Raw genomic sequence first — 13833 nt, forward strand, 5'->3', positions numbered from 1 at the left:
GCCACGCCCGCCACGCCCGCCACGCCCGCCGCGAATCCCTCCACGCCGTCGCCCCCCGCCAGCCCGACCGCCCCTGCTGCCTCCGGCGCGCCCCAGGACAATGCCACGGCCATTCGCATCGACTATCACTCCGTGAAGGCCCTGGTGAATCCAGCGCCAGCGCCACCCGGCGCCCCCCTCCAGGTCCAGGTGCAGCTCACCGGCGTCGCTGGCGTCGATGTCCCCGCGCGCATTGCCCCGCGCCTCCGCGCCCACCTCCCCGAAGGCGTGCGCGACCTCCCGCTCACCCCCGCGCAAGTCCCCCCCACGCAAGCCTCCAGCGCCCCCGCCGCCGGCGCCGCCCCTGCTGCCGGTGCCGCCGCCGCCACGCCGGACACCGCCTCTTTCCGCGCCACTGTCCTGCTCCCTGCACCGTCTCCAGGCGCGCCTCCCCTGTCCGTGCGCCTCGACATCGTCGACGACCGCGGCGCCGTGCTCGGCACCACCACCTACCAGCCCGCCGAGGAGCCGCCTCCCCCGCCACCCCGGGTGATTCACGAGCCTCCCCCTCCGGTCCTTGGCGCGTGGGTCCCCCACCTCTCGCCCTCGCCAGTCCTCGACACCCTCTGGCTCGCCCCCACCCTCCCGGACAGCGCCTCGGCCGGCGCCGCCATGACCCGCACCCGCGAAGGATGGATCGCCCAGGGCCACGCCCGCGTCACCGGCTCCCTCGGCCCCATCGGCCTCGACGCCGCCCTGCGCACCAGCGCCACCGCCGACCCGGCCCTCGGCAGCAGCGGATGGGCCGGCGCCCGCGCCCGCCTCCTCCGCCTCCAGGACTCCACCCTGGAGTTCGCGCCCTCTCTCCGCCTCGGCTTCCCCCTCGACGACACCGGCCCTGCCACGCGCCTCGAACCCTCCCTCGCTGCTGCCGGTGCCCTCGGCCGCTTCTCCTGGCTCGCCAGCGCGGGCATGCGCTTCCGCCTCCAGGACAGCGCGGGCCCGTCCGCCATCCCGGAGAGCCATGGCTTCCTCCTCGCGGGCGCCACCTTCGAGCCCCTCCACTGGCTCCGCCTCCACGGCGCCCTCGACACCCACCTCCTCCTCCCGGGCGAATCGCTCCGGGCCGGCGTTGCCCTCGGCGCCGAAGCCGGCAGCGCGATCTTCGGCGCCGCCTCGGTCCGCCTCGGCCAGAGCGACGACCTGGACAACGGCCTCTTCGCCGCCCAGCTCTCCCTCGGCATCCGCACCCCTCCGCCCCGCGCCCCCCAGCCTGCACCCCGTGCAGCGCAGCGCCACGTCACCCCCGGCGCCCCGCATTCTCACCCCTCACCCTGACCGGCCTCGACGCCGCCCCCTTCGGCCCCTGCCAGACCCACCATGAGCGGCGCAAACAACGACGACGACTTCAGCTCCGGCCAGCGCAACACCCCGACGGTGCCCTTCGCGATTCCGCGTGGCCGCCCCGCCGCCTCTCCGGCCGTCCCCCCGCCGCTTCCCGCTGCGGCCCCACCTGCCGTTCCCGTCGCCTGGAACGACCAGGCCGTCGTGGCCGAGCTGTACGTCGACGAAGAGGATGAGGGCCAGCGCAACACCCCCACCTTGCCTTTCGCCGCGCCCCGCGTCCCCACCGTGGCGCCTCCTGCCCTTCCCCGCTCGTGGCGAAGCGAGGACCTCGCGAACGGCGCGCAACGCCCCAGCACCCCCCCGGTGAGCGACGCGCAGAGTCCCGGCACGCCCCTCGCGTCCGGCGTGCAGCGCGCCGGCCTCCCCGCGGCAGGTGACGCGCCCCCGCCCGCTCCCGTGCACGCGCCCGTCGCCGCACCCCCACCCGACGCATCGTTCGTGGTGAGCATCGCCGACAGCTCCGACGACGACACGGGCCAGCGCAACACCCCGACCCGCCCCTTCGTCGTTCCCCGCGGCCGCTCCGGCGCGCCTCCCGCGCTCCCCGACTCCTGGAAGGACGACGACGCCGAGCGGCCCTCCCTGAAGTCGCTCCCTGAAGGTGCGCCCAACGCTTCCCCGGGCGCAGCGCGTACCCCGTCGAGCATGCCGCCGCGCGCCCCCTCGAGCATGCCGCCGCGCGCACCCCAGCACGCATCACCGGGCACGCTGCAGCGCTGGCCGTCGAGCGCGCCTCACGCCGCACCGCCGGCGGCCTCTCACACCCCGCCACCGAGCGCCTCGCAACGTGTCTCGCCGAGCCAGCCCCCTGACGTCTTCGGCCCCACCATCGCCTCGAACCCCCCGCCCCAGGGCTCCCCGGCCACCTCCATCCACGCGCGCCCCCTCCCGCGCCCGCCCCAGCTCCCGGTCTCCCTCTCCATCTCCCCCTCGCTCCCGCGCCCGCCGCCGCCCGACGCGGACGGCAGCTCCAGCCCTGCCCAGACCCTTCGCTCCGCGGCGCCCGCGCCCCAGCCGCCGACCGAAGGCCGCATCCTCTCGGGCCGCTACCGCCTCTTCCACGTCCTCGGCACCGGCGGCATGGGCCAGGTCTTCCGCGGCGAGCACCTCCGCATCGGCACCCCGGTCGCCATCAAGACCATGCACGCCCACCTCGCGGTGAGCCCCGAGGACCGCCGCCGCTTCCTCCGCGAGGCCCGCGCCGCCTCGCTCCTGCGCCACCCGAACGTCGTCCAGGTCCTCGACAGCGACGAGGACAACGGCCTCGCCTACCTGGTCATGGAGTTCGTCGACGGCAGCACCCTCGGCGACTGGCTCCGCGCCCTCCCTGCCCCGCCGCCCCTCGCCGAGGTCGCCAGGATCTTCACCATGATCCTCAGCGCCCTCGTCGCCGCCCACGCCCAGGGCGTCGTCCACCGCGACCTCAAGCCCGACAACATCCTCCTCGCCATCACCGAGGGCAGCGAGCAGCCCATCGCCAAGGTCACCGACTTCGGCCTCGCCCACGTCGACGACCCCCAGGACACCGGCCCCACCCTCACCCAGCGCGACATGGTCGCCGGCACGCCCGAGTACATGAGCCCCGAGCAGTGCCGCTCCCTCCAGGTCGGCCCGAGCGCCGACCTCTACGCCGCCGGCTGCATCCTCACCGTCCTCCTCCAGCGCCGCCCTCCCTTCAGCGGCGGCGCCCCCATCGAGATCTTCACCAAGCACCTCTTCTCCGTCCCGCCCCCCCTCGTGCGCCCTCTCGGCGCCGAGCCCGTGCCTCCCCTCCTGGAGCGCCTCCGCCTCGACCTCCTCGCCAAGCACCCGGACCGCCGCCCCGCGACCGCCACCGAGGCCCTCACCCGCCTCCGCGAGGCCATGTCCCCCGAAGCCACCGCCTCCCGCCTCCCCGACCGCAAGGACGCCGCCCTCGCCGGCACCCGCGAAGCCCGCGCCCCTGCCTGGTCCGCCCAGTCCTCGACCGCCGCGGGACACCCCACCCCTGTGCCCGGCGCCCCCGTCGTCGTACCCACCGACCCCGCGGGCTCCGCCATCCCCGCGGCAGACGGCAACCTCGGCAACGCCGCCACCATCCCCAGCGTCCGCCGCCCCGCCGGTACCCCTGCCGCCAGCCCCGAGGCGGCCGACATCGCCTACCTCCACCTCGACCCGGCCGCCCCCCGCCTCATCGACGACCCCTGCGCGACCGGCCTCGAAGCCCTCGGCCTCCGCCCCCACACCTTCCCGACCCTCGCCGCCCTCGCCGCCGCCCCGCTCCCCGTGCTCCTCCTCGACGCCGGCGCCAACGTCGACGCCGCGTGCGCCTTCCTCCGCGACCTCGCCACCGCCTCCCCCCGCACCCGCGCCATCGTCTGCGTCGACGGCCTGGGCGCCGAGCGCATGACCGCCCTCGTCGCCGCCGGCGCTGCCGACGTCACCGGCGCCCCCGTCACCCCCGACGTCCTCGGCCGCAAGCTCTGGCGCGTCGTCCGCCGCGGCCGCTGACCTGCGCGCGTTCCCCGCTGCTCAGCCGGAGAGGTCCAGGTTCCGCTGCCGCGCCCACCGCGCGAGGTGGTAGCGCACGAACTCGCACTGCTCTGGGGTGTGGACGCCAGGCTGGCGCGCCGCAGACGCTTCGCATTCAAGTTCAGTGCGTCGATGTCATCCTGCGCAAACTTCCCGAGCGCCGTCTTCTCCTGTGCCGGTCGCACCTCGCCCTCGGCGCTGTAGCGCAGGTGCTCTCGCGCGCTCGGGCCCACCCCGTCGACGGGGTGCAAGAAGAGCTTCGCGTTCCCTTTCGCGGTGTCGCAGTGCCGCTCACCGGTCTTCGGGTGCACCTCGCCGGCCTTCGTGCGCAGCTCGGCGACCTCGTCGCCCAGGCAGACGCCGAGCATGTTGCGCCAGAGCAGGGTGGCCTTTCTTTGTTCCTCGTTCGACTGGGCGTGCCAGTGCTCGACACACATCCTCCAGCAGGCTGTTCGTGTCTCTCCCCTCGACGAATGGCTTCTCGGAAACCAGCGCGCCACGCTCCAGGATGCGGATCTCCTCGCGACCTGCGCTCGCGGCGACCTGCGGAGAGTGCGTCGTGGTGACGAACTGTAGACCTGGAAACGTGCGCCGTAGATCCCCCAGCACCTTGCGCTGCCAGCGTGGATGCAGGTGGAGATCGATCTCGTCAATCAGGACGACCCCCCCGGAGCGCTCGGCGGCGTGCGCCCCGTGGTGCGGATTGAGCACCGCGGCGCGCCACGCCATGTCCGCGACGAGCGCCACGAGGTTCCGGTAGCCGTCGCTCAGCCACCAGAACGGCCTCCGCTCGCCGTCCTCTCGCTCGATCATCAGCTCCTGGCTCCTCACGTCGAAGAAGAAGCGCTTCGTGCCCTTGATGCACTGGCAGACCGCCTCCTCGACGGCACGGAGCTGTGCCACGGGCTTGCGTGACTGCAGCTCCACCAGCGTCTGCTGGTACATCCACTCGGCGAGGAGGCGGTGGTTCGACGCTGGATCCAGCGCATCGATGTAGCCGTCGTACCTGGACCCAACGGCGCGCTTCGCCTCGGTGACCTTCTTGTGCAGCCAGAGCCGCTGCGCCCCGTAGTAGGCGATGACGGGCAGCTCGCAGGCCTTGCCCCGCTGGACCGCCCTCGCGAGCTTCTCCCCGGCGCTACGGATCGAGGTGGCGCCCACCCGGGTGGTGCGCCCGTCGGCGTGCTGCAACATGCGCGACCAATCGAGGGGCTTGCCATCGAGCTGGCCTTTCGCCTCGACCCGCACCGGCCACTGGGGCTGGAGATCGAGCAGCCCCTCATGCTCGTAGACCACCTGGCGCGCGTCATCCTTCCCGAGGTTCCATGCGGTCGCGCCGGGGAGACCCAGGAAGAGACCGCCGAGCGCCACGGCGAGCCCCTCCAGGACAGCCGTTTTGCCAGCGCCGTTCTCTCCGATGAGCAGGGTCATCGAGGGATCGAGGGAGAGGTCCTCGAAGCAGCGGAAGTTCTTCAGGTGCAGGCCAGTGCACCCTCTGTCGGGTGCTCCCGAGCGCCGCTCCCTCTTCTTCACGCGCAGCGATTTCATGCGCAGCGATAAGCTCGAACGATGGACCACATCGACTGCCCCCACTGCGGTGCGCCTTTGCCGCTCGGCGACGTCGGTGCGGTGGTGACGTGCGCCCCCTGCGGCGTGCTCATCTACCTCCTCGGTCCGAACGGCGAAGGCAAGAAGCTCGACGACGACACGCGCGTCCGGAGCCCCGGCCTCGCCTTCGCCACCATCGAGATCGAGCCCGGAGAGACCGAGGAGCAAGCCATCGCCCGCACCAGGGCAGAGTGGGACCAGTCGGAGCGGGAAAGACCAGCGCGGGAACTCATGGTGAAGAGGGTGAACGACTGGATCCGGACCACGCTGGCCCTCGCGGTCCTGCTGTTCGCGGCCTACTGCACCTACCGCTGGCTCACCGACACCGAGGACACTGTGCCGGTGTTGCCCGCGTCAGAGACCCCCTGAGCTGCCCCCAGCGCCTCACGGGCACAACGCATCGCCGCGCGACCGCTCTTCCCCTCCCGGAGAACGTGCGCCCCCGCCAGGTGTGACCAACAAAGATTTTCGGTCACACCCCGTCGCCGCGCGCGCTGGGGTGATCGGAAGGTACGAACGACGCCTTCTCCCCGGTTCAGGGCAGCTCGCGGACAGGCCGTGTCGCGCCCTGGTCTCGGCAACGAACCGCACACGGAGGGAAATCATGATCCAGTTCTTCAACGAGGGTGGCTGGGCGATGTGGCCGATCCTCGTCTTCGGCATGCTCACCATCGGCGCTGCTGCCCGCTTCGCGCAGAGCCCCGAGCGCGCGCACCTCCGCTTCATCGGCACGGCGGGCGTCTTGACGGCGGTGACCACCTTCCACGCCACCTGGCTCTGCATCGGCTCGGTGATGGCCTACGTGAGCGACCTCGAAGGCGCCGCTCCTGCGAGGGTGAGCCAGATCCTGTTCGCCGGCCTCAAGGAGAGCACGAGCCCCGGCGCCCTCGGCGGCGCGCTCCTCGTCATGGCCTGCTTGCTGGTCGCCTTCGGCACGCTGCGCCAGGACAAGATGGCGCGCGCTGCGGTGACCGCTGCGTGAAGCTGCCGCCGTGGCGTTCCGGTGCAGGGGGAGAGGGGCGCCGGAAAAGGGGTGCTGGGGAAGGGACGCCGGAAAAGGGGCGCCGGGAAAGGGGCGCCGGGAAAGGGGCGCCGGGGAAGGGAGAGCTGGCGCCTCCGCCTGGGAGGAAGGAGGCGCCAGCATCGGGGGGAAGGGGGACCTGACGATTGCGGACCACGAAGTGGACGCCTCGACGACCCGGCTTCGAGGTGGACCCTGAGTGGCCAGCTCCAGGACCACCTCACACCGGTATCGCTGACGCAATCACCCGTGGCTCAGGCCTGCGGGGCGACGTGCGCCCCGCAGGCGCAATCGCCGGGCTTATGCCTGAGGGCTGGTGGGCTTGGTCTCGGAGGCCTGATCCTCGGCCTCCGCGGCGGCTTCCGCGTTGCGGCGCCGCGTCTTCACCGCGCGCAGCCCCACCTGCGCATTGTAGGCGACCGTCTTCGCGAACGGCGCCAGCAGCGACTCGTCCTTCCGCCGCGCCGACGACTTCACCGCATCGGCGATCTGACCGATGGTTCCTTCCCTCTCGTGTTCGTAGAACGCGAGGCTCTCGTCGAGCACCTCGGTCCACTTGTCGACCACGGCCTTCACGGCCTGAATGTCCTCCAGGGTCTGGTTACACTGCTCCAGCTCATTCTGGAGTTCCGGGCCGATGCCGGCCGCGGCGCCGAGGGAGGACATGTTCGTGGCAAGCTCCACGAGCACCTCGGCGAGCCCTGGCTGCGCCCTGCGCATACCACGCAGGGCGCCCGGGGGCAGATCCTTGAGCCGGGGACCAATGGAAGTGATGTCGAGCGTGACAGGCCCGACGTAGGGCTGAGCAGCCTTCGCCATAACGATTTCCTCATTGCGAATCGTCGCCTCCCCACCGGGGAGGCGACAGGTGCACCCCGAGGGGCGCGTGTTGGGTTCCAGCGCCCACCGCACCAGACGGGTACGGTGAGCGCGGGAAAAGCTGGCCTCGACGGAGAGTACCGTCAATCCCCGACGCATCTTTCCAGCCGAGCCCGTTGATTTTGGTGAGACGTGCGCCCACAGCGTATTCTTCCACCTCACCTCGGAGCTGGAGGGTGTTGTCGCTGGCGCGAATGCGTGATGCGCCCACTGGCCAAGGCAACGCAATGGCCATGCCGCGCGCATCGACGGGTCACGCCCAAGTGATTTCGAGGAGTTGAGCCATCTCTTCGAGGAGGTCACCCCCATCTCTTCGAGGAGGTCACCCCCATCTCTTCGAGGAGGTCGAGGGTCACCCTGCCGGATGTCGCAGACCTCCTCGACGAGATGCCTGGACATCCTCGACGACATGAGCGTCGTCCTCGAAGAGGTCAGCGTCGTCCTCGAAGAGGTCAGCGTCGTCCTCGAAGAGGTCAGCGTCGTCCTGTGGCGTGCATCGACAGCGCCGGGCGGCTCCTGGCAAGATCACCCCGTGGATCCCCTGAACAGGAGACGTCAGTGACGACCAGGCACCTCGTGGACCCCGAGCTTCTCCCGCTCCTCGACAGGATCCCTCCGATCCAGATCACGCCCGAGACCCTGCCGCAGATCCGCGCCATGCGCCGCGAGGCGAACGCCCAGATGGCGGCGGCAGCCCCTGCGTTCCCGGATGTCGAGGTCGAGGAGCGGCGGGTGCCGGGCCCCGACGGCGCGCCCGAGGTGCGGGTGCTGATCTACCTCCCGAAGGACGCGCCGCGGCCGTTGCCAGCGCTGCTCTGGATTCACGGCGGCGGCTACGTCTTCGGGAGCGCCGATGGCGATGATGCGAAGGTGAAGGAGATGGTCTCGCTGCTCGGTTGCGCCGCCGTCTCCGTCGATTACCGCCTCGCGCCCGAGACGCCGCACCCGGGCCCCGTGGAGGATTGCTACGCGGCGCTGACGTGGCTGCACGCGAACGCCGCGCAGCTCGGGGTCGACACGACGCGGATTGCCATTGGCGGCAAGAGCGCGGGGGGCGGGCTCGCGGCGGGGCTGGGGCTGCTCACGCGCGACCGAGGCGAGGTGCCGCTCGTGTTCCAGCTCCTCATCTACCCGATGCTCGACGACCGCACGGCGGTCGCGGGCGACCCGCATCCGCACGTCGGCGAGTTCGTGTGGACGCCCGAGGCGAACCTGGTGGGCTGGACGGCGCTGCTCGGGAAGGCGCCCGGCGGCGAGGGGGTGTCGCCGTATGCCGCCGCGGCGCGGGCCGAGTCGGTGGCGGGGCTGCCGGCGACGTTCATCAGCGTGGGGGCGCTGGACCTCTTCGTGGAGGAGAACCTGGAGTACGCGCGCCGGCTGATGCGCGCCGGAGTGCCGACGGAGCTGCACGTCTACCCGGGCGCGTTCCACGGGTTCTCCATGCTGGCCAGCGCGCAGGTGTCGCAGGCGTATCACCGGGACCTGATGGACGCGCTGCGGCGCGCGCTGCATCCCAGGGGGGCGCCGGAGCCAGAGGGTGCACCTGGCGGCGGGTGAGGGGTCGGGCTTGCGGGGAATGGCTGACAGGCGGTGAACGGCACAGGGCCTTGCGGGAACCTTCTCCCCTCACTCCGTGAAATCCTCCCGCAGCGTGCCATGGCGCATTCGTACCCCTTGCGCCGGCACGAACCGGCTTCCTTCGCAGCCCATCCTAGAGGAGCCCGGCTCCCCGCGAGATGCGGTAGATTTGCGCAGCGCGCACCGGCGCAGGCCGAGGGTAGGTCGCGGTACGCGGCGCTAGCCGCCATTCTCGATGGCAATCACGATGGCGGCGTGGTTTTGCAGGGGGTCCAGGTGCGCGGCCTTCGCGAGCAGGCGCGCGCAGAGCGGCTCGAGCGGCGCACCGGCATCGAGCAGCTTTCGCATCTCGTCGTCGGGGATCGACGCGTCCTCCAGCGTGTCGCCCACGGACTTCGTCACGAGGAGGAAGCGGTCGCCAGCGCGCAGGGGGTGCTCGGTCACCTCCACGTCGACGCTCTCCTTGGGTCCCAGGGCGCGGACGATCACGTGGCGGTGGGGCGCGTTCCGGCGCAGGTCGCGCTGCTCGGCTTCATCGGTGATGTTCTTCATCCGGATGAAGTCGTTCACGAGGGAGTGGTCGCGGGTGAGCGGCTCCGCCTGGCCGTCGCGCCCGCGGTAGACGCGCTCGGCGCCCACGTGCGCGATGATGGCGGTGTCGGCCGTGAACGCGACAGCCACGGCGCTCGCGATGCTCCCTTCCAGCTCGGGGCGGGTGGCGATGAAGGCGTGGAGCTTCTCGTTTGCGGTCTGGAGGACGCGGACGAGGGTCTCTGCGGAGGGGGGGAGGAGGTCGGCTCCGTCGCTGCGGTGGGCGGCGGCGATGCCGTCGCGCACGCCGTCACCGGCAAAGGCGGCCGCGACGCCGGGCATGGGGCCGGCGCCGGTGACGAGGGTGAACGTGGCGAGGGGAGGGACGACGGCGACCCGCTGGGTGGCGATGCCGTCCGGGCGGTTCACCTCGGCGCGGGCGATGAAGTGGGCGACGAGACTGCGCGGGGCGTCGGGGCTGGCGTCACCCTCGGCGCCGCGGTCGAGGCGAATGCCACCCTCGCGGGGGCCGTCTCCAGGGGGGAGGGCCTCGGCCGTCGCCCGGGCGGTCTCGAAGAGCCTCGGGGCCTCCGCAGGCGCGCTGGGTTTTCGGGCGCCGGTGTGGTCGCCGTCCTTGCCCGGAGCGCGTGAGCGGGGCTCGTCGTCCGGTGGGGGCGGGGGCGAGGAGAGGTGCGCGTTCTGGGCGGCTTTCCTGGTGGTGCGTTGCATCCAGAGGACGGCGACGACCACCGCCACGACGATGAGCACCGTCTGCAGCTCTTTCCAGGTGAAGTCCATGGCCTCTGGTACGCGCCAAGGAACACGAGGGTCAAGCAGGCCGGGCGGGCCTCACGGCAACACAGGGCGAGCCGCGAGCGAGGTTGGGGGGAGGGTGGTGGACCTGGAAGCCGCGCAGGTCAGGAGAGCACGTCGCTGGCGCTCTTCGCCCCGATCACGTTCTCGATCCAGCGGTCGAGGGTTGCCGCATCCGTGCACCCCTGGATGCGCGCTCTCTCGTCCGCCGTGAGCGCGATCCCAGCCCGGGCCAGCAGGCGGAGCAACGCATCCTGCTTCCCTTCGAGCTTGCCCTTGCGCTCACCTTCCTGGAGGCCCTCACGCTTGCCCTCCTGGAGGCCCTCACGCTTGCCCTCCTGGAGGCCCTCGCGCTTGCCCTCCTGGAGGCCCTCGCGCTTGCCCTCCTGGAGGCCCTCGCGCTTGCCCTCCTGGAGGCCCTCACGCTTACCGCGGTCGATGAGCTGCTGCGCGAATGGGGGGAACGTCGCTTTGCCTTCGGTCTGCCGTTCCATGATCAGCGCCTCCAGGGCCCTTCGCAGGGGCTCACGCAGCGCATTGTAGACGATCTGGAAGTACACCGCAGCGTGCTCATGGTCGTACCGCCCGAGCGCGCCGAGCGCCGCCAGGGCCACCTCCAGGCCGTGCGGACCGTTGCCGTGCGCCGCTGCCGAGAGGATAGCCAGCTCCGTCTCCTGCTCCGCCAGTGCCTGATCCGTCACCACCGGCACCACGGCTGGGCCCACCACCAGCGGCTCGACGCTCCCGCGGCCGAGGCCGAGATCGATCTTCTCCGAAGCCCAGGCGGCCACCTCGGCATCGGGTGCGACGACCAGCACGATGGTCGGGCACTGCTTCTGCGCCCTCGCCACCACCACGTACACCGGCCACGAGTACTTCTTGCGGGGGTCCTTGTCGCGCTGCACTTCGAGCACGATCGAGAGCACCAGCGCCCCTCGCGCGTCGCGCAGCTCCAGGGCCAGGTCGGCGCGGAACTCCACCGGCGTGAGCTGGTCGAGCGAGGCCTCGACCACGGCCACCGTGGCGTACGGCGGCAGGTCCAGGTGGAAGAGCAGTTCCAAGAGGTGCGGCGCGAGCGCGGGGTTCTCGCGGAACATGTCGACGAGACCGTTGTGCTCCAGCGTCGGCATTGCGCGCACGCTACTCCCCACCTGCAGCGACCAGCAAGTCACGGGCGCAAACCAATGGGCAATGCCTCCGAGCGCGTGGCCTCATTACCATGGGCCACTGGCCACCGTTTGTATCTCGGCTGGCCTGGCGTCGGAGCGTCGCCTCAGAACCCCGCGAGGATGTCTTCGATGGCCTGGGCGAAGCGGTAGGGGGCGCCGGGGGCGTAGCGCAGGAACAGGTAGGGGTCGATCAGCTCCAGCTCGATGAGGGTGAGCCGACCGCCGACGTCGATGCCGTCGACGCGGGCGTAGAGGAGGCGGTGCGCGGGGTCGCCGGTGAGGGCGCGGGCTGCTTCGAGCACGGCCTCGGCCTGGGTGACCAGGGCGGGGGAGGGCACGAAGAGGTCACGGGTGCCGCCGTGCTCGGCGTGGATGCGGAACTCGCCGGGCTTCGGGAGCTTGCGCACGGCGTGGCTGAAGCGGTTGGCGATGAAGATGAGGGAGAGCTCGCCGTGGTCGAGGACCTCGGGCAAGAACTCCTGGACCATGAGCTTGCGGGTGCGGAGCAGGTCCTGGAAGGGGGCCTCGTGCTCCGCGAGGTCGGCGCGGGAGGCGCGCCAGGTGTCCTGGCCGAGCATGGAGATGGCTGGCTTCACCACCACGGCGTCGTCGCGGAAGGCGCCGCGGTGGAGGAGATCGTTCAGGGTGGTGTCGGTGCCGGGCTCGATCCAGAGGGTCGTGGGGATGGCGATGCCGCGCGACGCGAGGGCGTCGAGGTAGCTCTTGTCGAGGCACCAGCGCACCACGGGGACCGGGTTGTGGAGGGGGAGGCCAGCGCGCTCCACCGCGTCGAGCCAGGCGCAGAAGCCGGCGGTCTTGTGGTGGTAGTCCCAGCAGGAGCGGAGGACCAGCAGGTCGAACTGCTGGAGGTGGGCGAGGTCCACCTCGGGGGCGTCCCACACGAGGGGGGTGACGCGGATGCCGAGCTGGTCGAGCTCCTGGACGGCGAGCTGGTCGTCGGGGGTGAGCTCGGGATCCTGGTCCGACGTGAGGAAGGCGATGCTTCGGTTCACGGGGGGGAGATGTAGCCAGCCCTCTCGGGCGATGTCCAACGGCAAGTCCCTCGCGTGAACGCGGCGCTGCGGGGGCCTCACCACCGGCGACTGTAAACGAGCGCCATACGATACCGTTTGCATCATCGCGATTCTCGTCACGCCGCGCGGGCGTACGGTGAGGGGACGAGGTGCTTATGATGCGCAGTGACATACGACGGCGTGCGCTCCATGCGGCGGCTGCCGTGTCGATGATCGCAGGGGTGTTCGGGTGCGGCGGTACGGTCCTCGTGGACGACGAGGAGGAAGGCGGCGAGGAGGAGCCTGCGGGTCCGCTCGCGGACGCGGGGGCGGAGGAGGACGCGGGACCGCAGGAGGACGCGGCGGTGCCCGGGGACGGCAGCGTCGCCGACGCGGGGACCACGTGCGGCAACCCGACGGAGGACTGGGAGGCGTACCGCGCGTGCTGCGACCAGGTGAACTGGGACTGGGAGGCAGGGTGCGAGGCCTGGGGGCCGCCGGTGCCGCCAGAGATGGGGGTGGCGTGATGGACGCTCACGTGCTGGATCTGGCGCACGAGGCGCGGCGGCTGCGGCCCGAGGTGGCGGAGATCGACCCGGCGCTGCGCGTGGCCGTGCAACGCACCTGGCGGGGGCGGATGGTGAACGAGCACGGCTCGGCGCCGGTGTTCGAGGGGCTCGCGCAGCAGCTCCGCCAGGCGGGAGCGAGGGAAGGTGACGTGGCGGCGTGCGCGGTGATGGCCGCGGAGGAGCGGCGCCACGGGGTGCTCTGCGGGGCGGTGGTGGAGGCGTTCGGGGGCGAGGCGAGGGCGAAGGTGGTTGCGGGGCCGCCCCTGCCCGAGCACGCGGACGTGGACCGGCTGGAGGCGGTGACCCGCAACGTGCTCAGCGTGTGCTGCCTCTCGGAGACGGTGGCGGTGGCGCTGATCAGCGCGGAGCGGCTGGAGATGCCCGAGGGGGCGCTGCGGCGGCTGCTCACGGAGATCCTCGCCGACGAGGTGGGTCACGCCCGCTTCGGGTGGCGGTGGCTCGCCGAGGTGGGGCCGAGCCTCGACGGCGCGGCGCGGGACAGGCTGGGGGCCTATCTGCGGGTGGCGTTTGCGGCGCTGGAGCGCCATGAGCTTTCGCACCTGCCGGCGGGGACGGCGTTCCCCCCAGAGGCGGCAGCGCTGGGCCTCTGCGACGGGCGCGCGGCGCGGGATCTGTTCTACGACACCGTGCGGGAGGTGATCGTGCCGCGGCTGGAAGCGCACGGGCTCGGGGCCCTCGCGGCGTGGCGCTCACGCGGCGCGTCTGGCGCGCGCAGCGTCAAGGCGGCGTGAGGT

General features: G+C 71.9%; 12 protein-coding genes and 1 pseudogene. 8 read left to right on the plus strand and 5 right to left on the minus strand.

Annotated elements, in window-relative coordinates:
• Together CAP_RS52060 and CAP_RS43970 are read left to right on the plus strand one after the other, a co-directional pair.
• Positions 1 to 1317, plus strand: a pseudogene (locus tag CAP_RS52060) (hypothetical protein); the annotation flags it as partial.
• Between the two features lie 42 nt (positions 1318 to 1359).
• Entirely contained in the window at positions 1360 to 3876 is a 2517-nt protein-coding gene (locus CAP_RS43970; protein WP_052374469.1) for a serine/threonine-protein kinase, read from the plus strand.
• A 312-nt stretch (positions 3877 to 4188) separates the two neighbouring features.
• Here the strand turns inward: CAP_RS43970 and CAP_RS07835 are convergent, their stop codons facing one another.
• On the minus strand, positions 4189 to 5445 hold the full coding sequence (locus CAP_RS07835) for an AAA family ATPase (protein WP_052374471.1): 1257 nt from the start codon (positions 5443 to 5445) through the stop codon (positions 4189 to 4191).
• Between the two features lie 21 nt (positions 5446 to 5466).
• Between CAP_RS07835 and CAP_RS07840 the strand changes: the two genes are divergently transcribed.
• Positions 5467 to 5874 carry a hypothetical protein gene (locus tag CAP_RS07840; RefSeq protein ID WP_044238053.1) on the plus strand — a complete coding sequence of 136 codons (408 nt, stop codon included), beginning with the start codon at positions 5467 to 5469 and terminating at the stop codon, positions 5872 to 5874.
• Between the two features lie 235 nt (positions 5875 to 6109).
• Positions 6110 to 6487 (plus strand): hypothetical protein, encoded by a 378-nt coding sequence (locus tag CAP_RS07845; protein WP_044238055.1) that lies wholly within the window; start codon positions 6110 to 6112, stop codon positions 6485 to 6487.
• Between the two features lie 339 nt (positions 6488 to 6826).
• Here the strand turns inward: CAP_RS07845 and CAP_RS07850 are convergent, their stop codons facing one another.
• A complete protein-coding gene (locus CAP_RS07850) occupies positions 6827 to 7345 on the minus strand; it encodes a hypothetical protein (protein WP_044238057.1) in 519 nt (172 codons plus the stop codon).
• A gap of 424 nt (positions 7346 to 7769) precedes the next feature.
• On the opposite strand from CAP_RS07850, the gene CAP_RS07855 reads away from it, so the two are divergent.
• Together CAP_RS07855 and CAP_RS07860 are read left to right on the plus strand one after the other, a co-directional pair.
• Entirely contained in the window at positions 7770 to 7967 is a 198-nt protein-coding gene (locus CAP_RS07855; protein WP_044238059.1) for a hypothetical protein, read from the plus strand.
• A complete protein-coding gene (locus CAP_RS07860) occupies positions 7964 to 8962 on the plus strand; it encodes an alpha/beta hydrolase (protein WP_044238061.1) in 999 nt (332 codons plus the stop codon). The genes CAP_RS07855 and CAP_RS07860 overlap by 4 nt, the downstream gene beginning before the upstream one ends.
• 240 nt (positions 8963 to 9202) lie before the next feature.
• Here CAP_RS07860 and CAP_RS43975 read toward each other — a convergent pair whose 3' ends face one another.
• The 3 genes from CAP_RS43975 to CAP_RS07875 form a co-directional block, all read right to left on the minus strand.
• Positions 9203 to 10312: a PP2C family protein-serine/threonine phosphatase gene (locus CAP_RS43975; RefSeq protein ID WP_052374473.1), complete on the minus strand. Its 1110-nt coding sequence runs from the start codon at positions 10310 to 10312 to the stop codon at positions 9203 to 9205.
• A 119-nt stretch (positions 10313 to 10431) separates the two neighbouring features.
• Positions 10432 to 11457: a Yae1 family protein gene (locus CAP_RS07870; RefSeq protein WP_044238063.1), complete on the minus strand. Its 1026-nt coding sequence runs from the start codon at positions 11455 to 11457 to the stop codon at positions 10432 to 10434.
• 143 nt (positions 11458 to 11600) lie between these two features.
• On the minus strand, positions 11601 to 12509 hold the full coding sequence (locus CAP_RS07875) for an ATP-grasp domain-containing protein (protein ID WP_052374474.1): 909 nt from the start codon (positions 12507 to 12509) through the stop codon (positions 11601 to 11603).
• A 224-nt stretch (positions 12510 to 12733) separates the two neighbouring features.
• Between CAP_RS07875 and CAP_RS07880 the strand changes: the two genes are divergently transcribed.
• Together CAP_RS07880 and CAP_RS07885 are read left to right on the plus strand one after the other, a co-directional pair.
• Positions 12734 to 13036 carry a hypothetical protein gene (locus CAP_RS07880; protein ID WP_044238065.1) on the plus strand — a complete coding sequence of 101 codons (303 nt, stop codon included), beginning with the start codon at positions 12734 to 12736 and terminating at the stop codon, positions 13034 to 13036.
• Entirely contained in the window at positions 13036 to 13830 is a 795-nt protein-coding gene (locus CAP_RS07885; RefSeq protein ID WP_063748656.1) for a ferritin-like domain-containing protein, read from the plus strand. Before CAP_RS07880 ends, CAP_RS07885 begins: the two co-directional genes overlap by 1 nt.
• Positions 13831 to 13833: the final 3 nt, after the last annotated feature.

This window comes from Chondromyces apiculatus DSM 436 (assembly GCF_000601485.1).
Taxonomy (GTDB): domain Bacteria; phylum Myxococcota_A; class Polyangia; order Polyangiales; family Polyangiaceae; genus Chondromyces; species Chondromyces apiculatus.